This is a genomic window from Lentzea kristufekii (assembly GCF_033949925.1).
In the GTDB taxonomy this organism is placed as follows: Bacteria; Actinomycetota; Actinomycetes; order Mycobacteriales; family Pseudonocardiaceae; genus Lentzea; species Lentzea kristufekii.
This window is the reverse complement of record NZ_JAXAVV010000059.1, coordinates 1-7982: the sequence shown is the minus strand read 5'-3', so window position 1 is coordinate 7982 and position 7982 is coordinate 1. Positions and strand designations below refer to the sequence as shown.

The following is a 7982-nucleotide window of genomic DNA, read 5'->3' as shown; positions in this document are numbered from 1 at the left end:
GCTACTAGCGCGACCTGAGTTCCACCACGAAGTCGTGGACCTCCTCGAAGGCCGGCGGCTCCACCGGCAGGTCGCTGGTCTCCCGCGCCTGCCGCAGCCCCTCGTGCCAGTGCGCGAGGTCCGCCTCCAGCCGCTCGGGAGCTGGCCTGCCCGGCACCCCGGCCAGCGCCCGGTGCTCGCCGAGGATCTTGGCCTCGATGAGTCCCGGCAGGTAGTCCGGGCCGTCGAGCTTCTCCAGCAACGTCGGCAGGTGCGCGTTCACCTCGCCGGTGCGCAGCAGGTGCACACCGGTCAGCAGCGCGCGGAACGTGTAGAGCAGCGGCTTGATCTCCGCGGTCTTCTCGAACAGTCGCCACTGAGTCGCGGCGAACCCGCGGTAGTGGTGCCCGTGCCGTGAGGTCAGGCACCCCGCGGCGAGGTCGGCCAGCTTGCGGTGCGCCTCCGTGGTGTGCACGACCAGCGGCGAGAGCAGTTGCTCCAGCACGTAGCCGTTCGGGCGGGTCAGCAGCCGGCAGAACTTCTGCACGTCGTGCGTGACCAGGTCGATCTCGACGCCGTCGCGCACCCACATCCGTTCCTTGGTCTCCGGGCCGTGCCGCAGGCCGAGGATCTCGGCGAGCGGCAGCACGTGCACGCCGCGCAGGTCCACGTCCGAGTCGCGCGACGGGAAGCCGTACAGGTGTGCGCCGGACACGGTCGCGAACAGCAGGTCGTGCGACTGCTCGGCGACGACGGCGCTCAGGTCGGGTACCTCGTAACTCACAACATCCTCCTGCGCACCGACACCAGCCAGTCCTCGACCCGTGCCCGGTCCGGGTCCTCCGGCAACGGGCCTTCTGCTTGAGCGATCTCGTCGCCGAGCCTGTGCGCCCACGCGACCGCGTCGTCCCACGGCATCTCCCCGTTGCGGATCTTCAGCAACGAGCGGTCCGCCGTGATGTCGTATCGGCCGGTGCGCAGCAGGTTCAGCCCCACCAGCCGCAACCGTACGACGTGCATGAGCTGCTTCGGCTTGAGGTTGCGGCCCGCGCGCGACAGCTGCATCTCCGTCGCGCGCGTGAAGGCCCGCACGGCGTACCGGGAGAGGAACGCGGGCAACAGGTCCCGCAGCTCCTCTCCCATCGGCGTGCTGATCTCGACCAGCGGGCTCACCAGCGTCTCGAGCACCGTCGGGTTCGACTTCAGGCCCAGCTTGCAGAAGTGCTCGACCTCCCAGCTCAGCTGTTCCGGGTCCGGTCCCTCGACGCTCGTCGGGGGTTTCTCCAGGCGCCAGAACGCTTCCGTGGGCGCGACGAACACCCCGCGTCTGTCCACATCGGATTCCGCGCTCGCCAGCCCGTAGGCGTGCGAGCCGATCACGGCTTCGAGGATCACAGTCGTGGGTCCACCGGTTCCGACTCGAGCGCGAGCACGCCGAAGACGCACTCGTGCACCCGCCACAGGGGTTCGCCGCGCACGAGGCGTTCCAAGGCCTCGATGCCCAGCGCGTACTCGCGCAGAGCGAGTCCGCGCTTGCGGCCGAGCGAACGCTTGCGCAGCCGCGAGAGGTTCTCGGGCGACGTGTAGTCCGGGCCGTAGATGATCCGCAGGTACTCGCGCCCGCGCACCTTCACGCCCGGCTGCACGCGTCCGCCGAGGTTCGCCAGCGGCTTCACGACCATGCCCTCACCGCCGTTCGCGGTCAGGTCCTCCCACCACTTCACGCCGGCGGCCACCTGCTCCGGTTCGTTCACGTCGACCACGAGGTGCCGGGTTCGCTGGAACAACGGTCCTTCGAGCTTGCCCAGCGTCTCCAGGTGCCACAGGTGCGATCGGTCGTGGAACGTCTGACCTTCGGCCGCGAGCAGCTGGAACGGCGCGATCCGCACGCCCTCCAGCCCGTCGGTGGGCCAGCAGTACCGCTCGTACGCCGCGCTGTAGGCAGCGGCGTTCGAGGCGCGCTGAGTCGTGCGCGCCAACAGTTCCGTGACGTCGACACCGCGTGCCGCCGCCGCTGCCAGTGCGTCGACCGCGACCGGAAGCGCGCCGTTCGCCGCCGCGCCGACCGCCGCGTACTGCTCGCGGATCAGCCCGGAGGCCTTCGCGTTCCACGGCATCAGCTCGGCGTCGATGAGCAGCCAGTCCGTGGCGAACTCGTCGAACAACGGCTTGGCCGCCGCACGCACGCCGTCGAGCAGTTCGGTGCCCAGCGCGCCGTCGAAGAACGCGCGGCCGGTGCGCGTGCAGATCGCGCCGCCAACCTTCCGCACCAGCAACACCGCGCGGGAGCCCATGTGCTTCTCCTCGCAGATCACCTGCCCGACGCGGGCGGACCGGTACTCCGCGAAGGCCTCCTCGGGGTGCTCCAGCACGTCTTCGCGCTGCGAGGTCGCCACAGGCGCCATCGTCGGCGGCAGGTACATCAGGTCGTGCGGGTCGATCGCGAACCGGCTCATGACCTCCAGCGCGCTCGCCGACTGCTCCGCGCGGATCGTCACGGCACCGATCAGCGACGTGTCGATCCGGCGCAGGCCGGTGACGTCGGTGAGCGCCAGCACGTCCGGCGCGCGTTCGACGGCCTTCGGCGGGAACGGTGCGTCGTTCTCGTACCAGGTCTGATGTGCCTTGACGGAGACGAGCTCCTTCTCCGGGTACCGCAACGCCGTCAGCTTGCCGCCGAACACCACGCCCGTTTCGAGGCACATGGTGTTGTTGATCCACTCCGCCTCGGGCGTCAGGACGTGCCCGTACAGCACCATCGCCGAGCCGCGGTAGTCGTTCGCCCACGGCAGGCGCACCGGCAGTCCGTACGCGTCGGTCTCGCCCGTCGTGTCGCCGTACATGGCGAAACTGCGGACCTTCGCGGACGCGCGGCCGTGGTAGCGCTCGGGCAGTCCGGCGTGTGCGACGACGAGGTTCCCGCCGTCCAGCACGTAGTGCGCGACCAGGCCGTCGCAGAACTTCGTCGCGGCCAGGCGGAACTCCTCGGACTCGTGCGCGAGCTGCTCCAGCGACTTCTCCAGCCCGTGCCGGACCGTCACCTTGTGGCCGCGCATCGCCCGCACGAGCTTTTCCTCGTGGTTTCCGCGCACGCTGAAGGCGTGCCCGTTGGCGACCATGCCCATCACGAGACGCAGCACGCCGGGGGTGTCCGGCCCGCGGTCCACGAGGTCGCCGACGAACACGGCCTTGCGCTCGCCCGGCGGAACCGCGTCGACCGCCCGGTCCTCGTCGTCACGCACCAGGGTGTAGCCGAGTTCGGTGAGCAGTTCCTCCAGCTCCGCGCGACAGCCGTGCACGTCACCGAACACGTCGAACGGACCGGTCTCGTGCCTGAGGTCGTTGAGCAGGCGCTCGTAGACGATCGTCGAGTTGTCCACATCGGACTCGGAGCGCAGCACGTGGACGCGCTTGAACCCCTCCTTGCCGAGGTACTTCAGCGAGCGGCGCAACGCCGCCCGGTGCCGCTTCACGACGTGCGCGCCGAAGTCGCGGTCGGGGCGCTGCGCGTTGCGGGCGAGGCACACCTCGGTCGGGGTGTCGAGCACGATCGCGACCGGCAGCACGTTCGCCTTCCTGGCGACCTCGACCAGCCGGGCGCGGTCCTGCGGCTGCACGTTGGTCGCGTCGATCACGGTGACGCGTCCGGCTTCCAATCGCTTGCTCGCCACGTGATGCAGCACGTCGAACGCGGCCGCGGACGCCGACTGGTCGTTCTCGTCGTCGGCCACGAGACCGCGGAAGTAGTCGCTCGACAACACCTGCGTGGGCAGGAAGTGCTTGCGCGCGAACGTGGACTTGCCGGAACCGGAGGCGCCGACGAGCACCACCAGACACAGGTCAGGGATCTTCAGTTCCATCAGTTCACGTCTCCCGAGCTGAACACGGCCATCTGGGTCGGTGCGCCGCGTTCGGCGTCCTCCGGCCCGATCGGCACGAAGCGCACTGCGTAGCCACGGCGTTCCGCGACGCCGTTCGCCCACTCCTGGAACTCCTGCCGAGTCCATTCGAAACGGTGGTCGGAGTGCCGCATCTGCCCTTCCGGCAACGATTCGAACAGCACGTTGTACTCGACGTTCGGCGTCGTCACCAGCACCGTCGCCGGGCGTGCCACGGTGAAGACCGAGTGCTCCAGCGCGGGCAGGCGCGACGGGTCGACGTGCTCGACGACCTCCATCAGCACCGCCGCGTCGTAGCCGGCCAGTTCGGGATCCGCGTACGTCAAAGCCGACTGCCGCAACGTGATCCGCTCGCGCTGACGGTCGCCCATGCGGTCCAGGTGCAGCTTGCGCGCGGCCTCCTGCAACGCCTTCGCGGACACGTCGACACCGTGGATCTCGGTGAACTCCGGCTCGTTGACGAGAGCGCGCAGCAGCGCTCCGCCACCGCAACCGAGGTCGAGCACGCGCTTGGCCCTGGCCTCCTTGAGCGCCTTGATCACAGCCTCCTTGCGCTGTGCGGCAAGGGAGATCTTCGGCTCGGCCAGCGCGTTGTCCAGCTCCTCCGGCTCGACCTCGTCGACGTCGGCGAGGCGTTCGAGGGCCGAGGTGATCAACGGTCGCTTGCGCGCCAGGTACCGGGTGGTGATCAGCTCCTTGTCCGGGTGCGCCGCCAGCCAGCCGTCACCGGCCTTGAGCAGCTTGTCGACCTCGTCGGCCGCGACCCAGTAGTGCTTGCCGCCGTCGAGCACGGGCAGCAGCACGTAGAGGTGCTTCAGCGCGTCGCTGAGCTTCACGGTGCCGGTCAGCGTCACGTCGCCGAAGCGCGAGTCACCGTGCCCGGTCGTCTCGACGGTCCAGCCCAGCGGCGTGAACAGTCGTGCCGCGAGCCGGTGTGGCAGTGCGGGAATGCGGATGACCAGCGGAATCGTCGTCGCGGCGAGTTCGGGGTAGCTCTCGCTGCGGCCGTTCATGGCCGTGCGGAACACGCTGCCGAGCGCGACCGTGAGCAACGACCCGGCCGCGTACGGCCTGTCGTTGACGTATTGGGTGAGCGTGCTGCCGGGACCTCGGACGAGCGCGATGGGGTCGACCTCCAGCAGGAGGGCGACCGTGCATTCCTCGTTCGTCGCCTTCGGGTAGAAGACGTGCGCGACGCCCGAGCTCGTCGTGAAGGACTGAGCCCGGTCGGGATGCTTGTGCAGCAGGTGGCCCAGGTCGGTCGCCGGCTGGTGCGTGGTGGTCATGGTGAGCAACACGAGCCTGAGTCTGATCGAGATTCGGCCTCTGCGCTGCTCATTTAGTGTGGTTCGCATGACTAACCGGCTTGCGGACGCGACCAGCCCTTACCTGCTGCAGCACGCGGACAACCCGGTCGACTGGTGGCCTTGGTCCGAGGAGGCGTTCGAGGAGGCGCGGCGGCGCAACGTGCCGGTGCTGCTGTCCGTCGGTTACGCGGCCTGCCACTGGTGCCACGTGATGGCGCACGAGTCGTTCGAGGACGCCGAGGTTGCTCAGTTCCTGAACGAGCACTTCGTGTCGGTGAAGGTGGATCGCGAGGAACGACCGGACGTCGACGCGGTGTACATGGAGGTCACGCAGGCCATGACCGGCCACGGCGGGTGGCCGATGACGGTGTTCCTCACGCCGGACGCGCGACCGTTCCACGCAGGCACCTACTACCCGCCGGCTCCCCGTCCGGGCATGCCGTCGTTCCGGCAGCTCGTCGAGGCCGTCTCGGCGACCTGGGCCGCGCGGCCCGGCGAGATCCTGGAGTCCGCTTCCGCTGTGGTGGAGGAGATCTCACGCCACGCCTCCCCGTTGCCTCCGTCTGCTGTGGACGCGGACGTGCTGGCGGGTGCGGTGGTGTCGTTGCTCGGCGAGTTCGACCGGCGCAACGGCGGGTTCGGTGGCGCGCCGAAGTTCCCGCCGTCGATGGTGCTGGAGTTCTTGTTGCGCCACCACGAACGCACCGGGTCGGTCGAGGCCGTGTCGATGGCGACCGCGACGGCCGACGCGATGGCCAACGGCGGGCTCTACGACCAGCTCGGCGGCGGGTTCGCGCGCTACGGCGTCGACGCCTCCTGGGTGGTGCCGCACTTCGAGAAGATGTTGTACGACAACGCTTTGCTGCTCCGCTTCTACACGCACCTGACTCGGGTGACGGGTTCCGCGCGTTACGAGCGGGTCGCCAGGGACACGGCCGCGTTCCTGCTGCGGGACCTGCGGACGGCCGAAGGTGGTTTCGCGGCTTCGCTGGACGCGGACACCGAAGGCGTCGAGGGCCTGACCTACGTGTGGTCGTTCGAGGAGCTCGGTTCAGCGGCTGCCGCGTTCGGCGTGACCGCCGAGCCGAACTTCGAGGACGGCAAGTCCACGTTGCGGTTCGTGTCGGAGCCGGGGGAGGAGGTGCGCGCCGCGCTGCTGGCCCAGCGCGCTCTGCGGCCGCAGCCCGGCCGTGACGACAAGGTGATCGCCTCCTGGAACGGCATGGCGATCGCCGCGCTCGCCGAGGCGGGCGCGTTCTTCGGTGAGCCGTCGTGGATCACGGCGGCCTCGGAGGCGGCGTCGCTGCTGGCCTCGGTGCACCTGGTCGAGGGCAGGCTGCTGCGGACCTCGCGCGACGGCGTCGCCGGGCCGTCGTTCGGCGTGCTGGAGGACTACGGCTGCCTCGCCGACGGCCTGCTGGCGTTGCACCAGGTCACCGGCTCGATCCGGTGGCTCGACGTCGCGTGCGGCCTGCTGGACACCGCCCTCGCGCGGTTCGCCGTGCCGGACTCTCCCGGCGCCTACCACGACACCGCCGACGACGCCGAGACGTTGGTCAGGCGTCCCGCGGACTCGACCGACAACGCGTCGCCCTCCGGCGCGTCCTCGCTGGCCTCGGCCTTGCTGACGGCCTCCCTGCTGTCCGGCGCTGATCGTTCCTCGCGCTACTTCACCGCTGCTTCGGAGGCGGTGACGCGGGCCGGTCTGCTGGCCGCGCGGGCGCCTCGGTTCGCCGGTCACTGGCTCACCGCCGCCGAGGCGCTGGTCGCGGGCCCGTTGCAGGTGGCGGTGGTGGGTGCCGACGACTCGCGCCGTGCGTCGCTGTGGGCAGCGGCCGTCGCCCATGTGCCCGGAGGCGGCGTCGTCGTGGCCGGAGAGCCGGCGTCCGTGCCGTTGCTCGAAGACCGTCCGCTGGTCGATGAAGGTCCTGCGGCCTACGTGTGTCACGGCTACGTGTGCGACCGGCCCGTCGTGTCGGTAGAAGCCCTGGTCACTTCGCTGACGGCGAACACCCGCTGACTGATTGCAGGCGTAACGTCGGTTACAACGTAATCATGTAATCAGAGGCGGTTGTAATGGGACGTGGATGGCGAGGAAGAGGCGGGTGGCAGCAGGCTGACCTGCCCTCGGCCGACGACGCGGCGGCCTGGTTCGCGGGCAGGCTTCCAGACGGCTGGTTCACCGGCGCAGCGGAGGTGATCGTCGACCGCGAGGAGATCACGGTCATCGGCACGCTCCCGCCGCTGGAGGGCGAGTTCGACGAGGCCTCCCGCGCCGCGGCCGAGTCGGGCCGCATCTCGCGCTGGCGCGAGGAGACGCGCGACGAACGCATCGAGATCGCCCGTCAGGCCGAGCACCGCTACGGCCGCAAGGTCGCCTGGGGCGCCGTGCAGGGCGGCACGCACGAACTGTTCACGCACCTGGCCGTGCCGGTCATGACGCGCCTGCGTCAGCCAGAACGCCAGGTGCTCGACACGCTCGTCGCTGCAGGCGTGGCCCGCTCACGCGCAGACGCGTTGGCATGGGCCGTGCGCCTGGTAGGCGAGCACGCGGACTCGTGGCTCGGCGAACTGCGCGATGCCATGTCGAAGGTCGACGATCTCCGCTCGCAGGGGCCTGATCTGGCCTAGGGCCTGTATCGAAGTCTGATCCGCGACAGCCGGGCCCGAGGCGGCCCCTGGCGGCACGGCCGGACGACCCACATACAACACCGGTATGCGGGCCGTCCGGCCGCACCACCAGAAACCACCTCAAGCGCAGCTCTCATCGAACCAGACTTCGATACAGGCCCTAGTG

General features: G+C 69.7%; 6 protein-coding genes. 2 read left to right on the top strand and 4 right to left on the bottom strand.

Going from position 1 to position 7982, the window contains the following annotated elements; genetic code table 11:
- Positions 1 to 4: 4 nt before the first annotated feature.
- From SK571_RS45820 to SK571_RS45805, 4 genes are read right to left on the bottom strand one after another with little or no spacing between them, the layout of a single operon-like run.
- The gene (locus SK571_RS45820; protein ID WP_319990375.1) at positions 5 to 763 is read right to left on the bottom strand and encodes a nucleotidyltransferase domain-containing protein; all 759 of its coding nucleotides are present in this window, start codon (positions 761 to 763) and stop codon (positions 5 to 7) included.
- Positions 760 to 1374, bottom strand: coding sequence for a nucleotidyltransferase domain-containing protein (locus tag SK571_RS45815; RefSeq protein WP_319990374.1), 615 nt, complete (start codon positions 1372 to 1374; stop codon positions 760 to 762). The genes SK571_RS45820 and SK571_RS45815 overlap by 4 nt, the downstream gene beginning before the upstream one ends.
- Entirely contained in the window at positions 1371 to 3839 is a 2469-nt protein-coding gene (locus SK571_RS45810; protein WP_319990373.1) for a polynucleotide kinase-phosphatase, read from the bottom strand. The genes SK571_RS45815 and SK571_RS45810 overlap by 4 nt, the downstream gene beginning before the upstream one ends.
- Positions 3839 to 5176 (bottom strand): 3' terminal RNA ribose 2'-O-methyltransferase Hen1, encoded by a 1338-nt coding sequence (locus SK571_RS45805; RefSeq protein WP_319990372.1) that lies wholly within the window; start codon positions 5174 to 5176, stop codon positions 3839 to 3841. The genes SK571_RS45810 and SK571_RS45805 overlap by 1 nt, the downstream gene beginning before the upstream one ends.
- Before the next feature lie 55 nt (positions 5177 to 5231).
- Here SK571_RS45805 and SK571_RS45800 point away from each other — a divergent pair, with 55 nt between their 5' ends.
- Both SK571_RS45800 and SK571_RS45795 read left to right on the top strand, forming a co-directional pair.
- Positions 5232 to 7205 (top strand): thioredoxin domain-containing protein, encoded by a 1974-nt coding sequence (locus SK571_RS45800; RefSeq protein ID WP_319990371.1) that lies wholly within the window; start codon positions 5232 to 5234, stop codon positions 7203 to 7205.
- A 56-nt stretch (positions 7206 to 7261) separates the two neighbouring features.
- Complete coding sequence (locus SK571_RS45795; protein WP_319990370.1) at positions 7262 to 7816, top strand: hypothetical protein; 555 nt, start codon at positions 7262 to 7264, stop codon at positions 7814 to 7816.
- The last annotated feature ends 166 nt before the right edge of the window (positions 7817 to 7982 follow it).

Coding starts and splice junctions, on each gene's coding strand:
- SK571_RS45795 (WP_319990370.1), top strand. CDS start 7,262: ATGGGACGTGGATGGCGAGGAAGAGGCGGGTGGCAGCAGGCTGACCTG.
- SK571_RS45800 (WP_319990371.1), top strand. CDS start 5,232: ATGACTAACCGGCTTGCGGACGCGACCAGCCCTTACCTGCTGCAGCAC.
- SK571_RS45810 (WP_319990373.1), bottom strand. CDS start 3,839: ATGGAACTGAAGATCCCTGACCTGTGTCTGGTGGTGCTCGTCGGCGCC.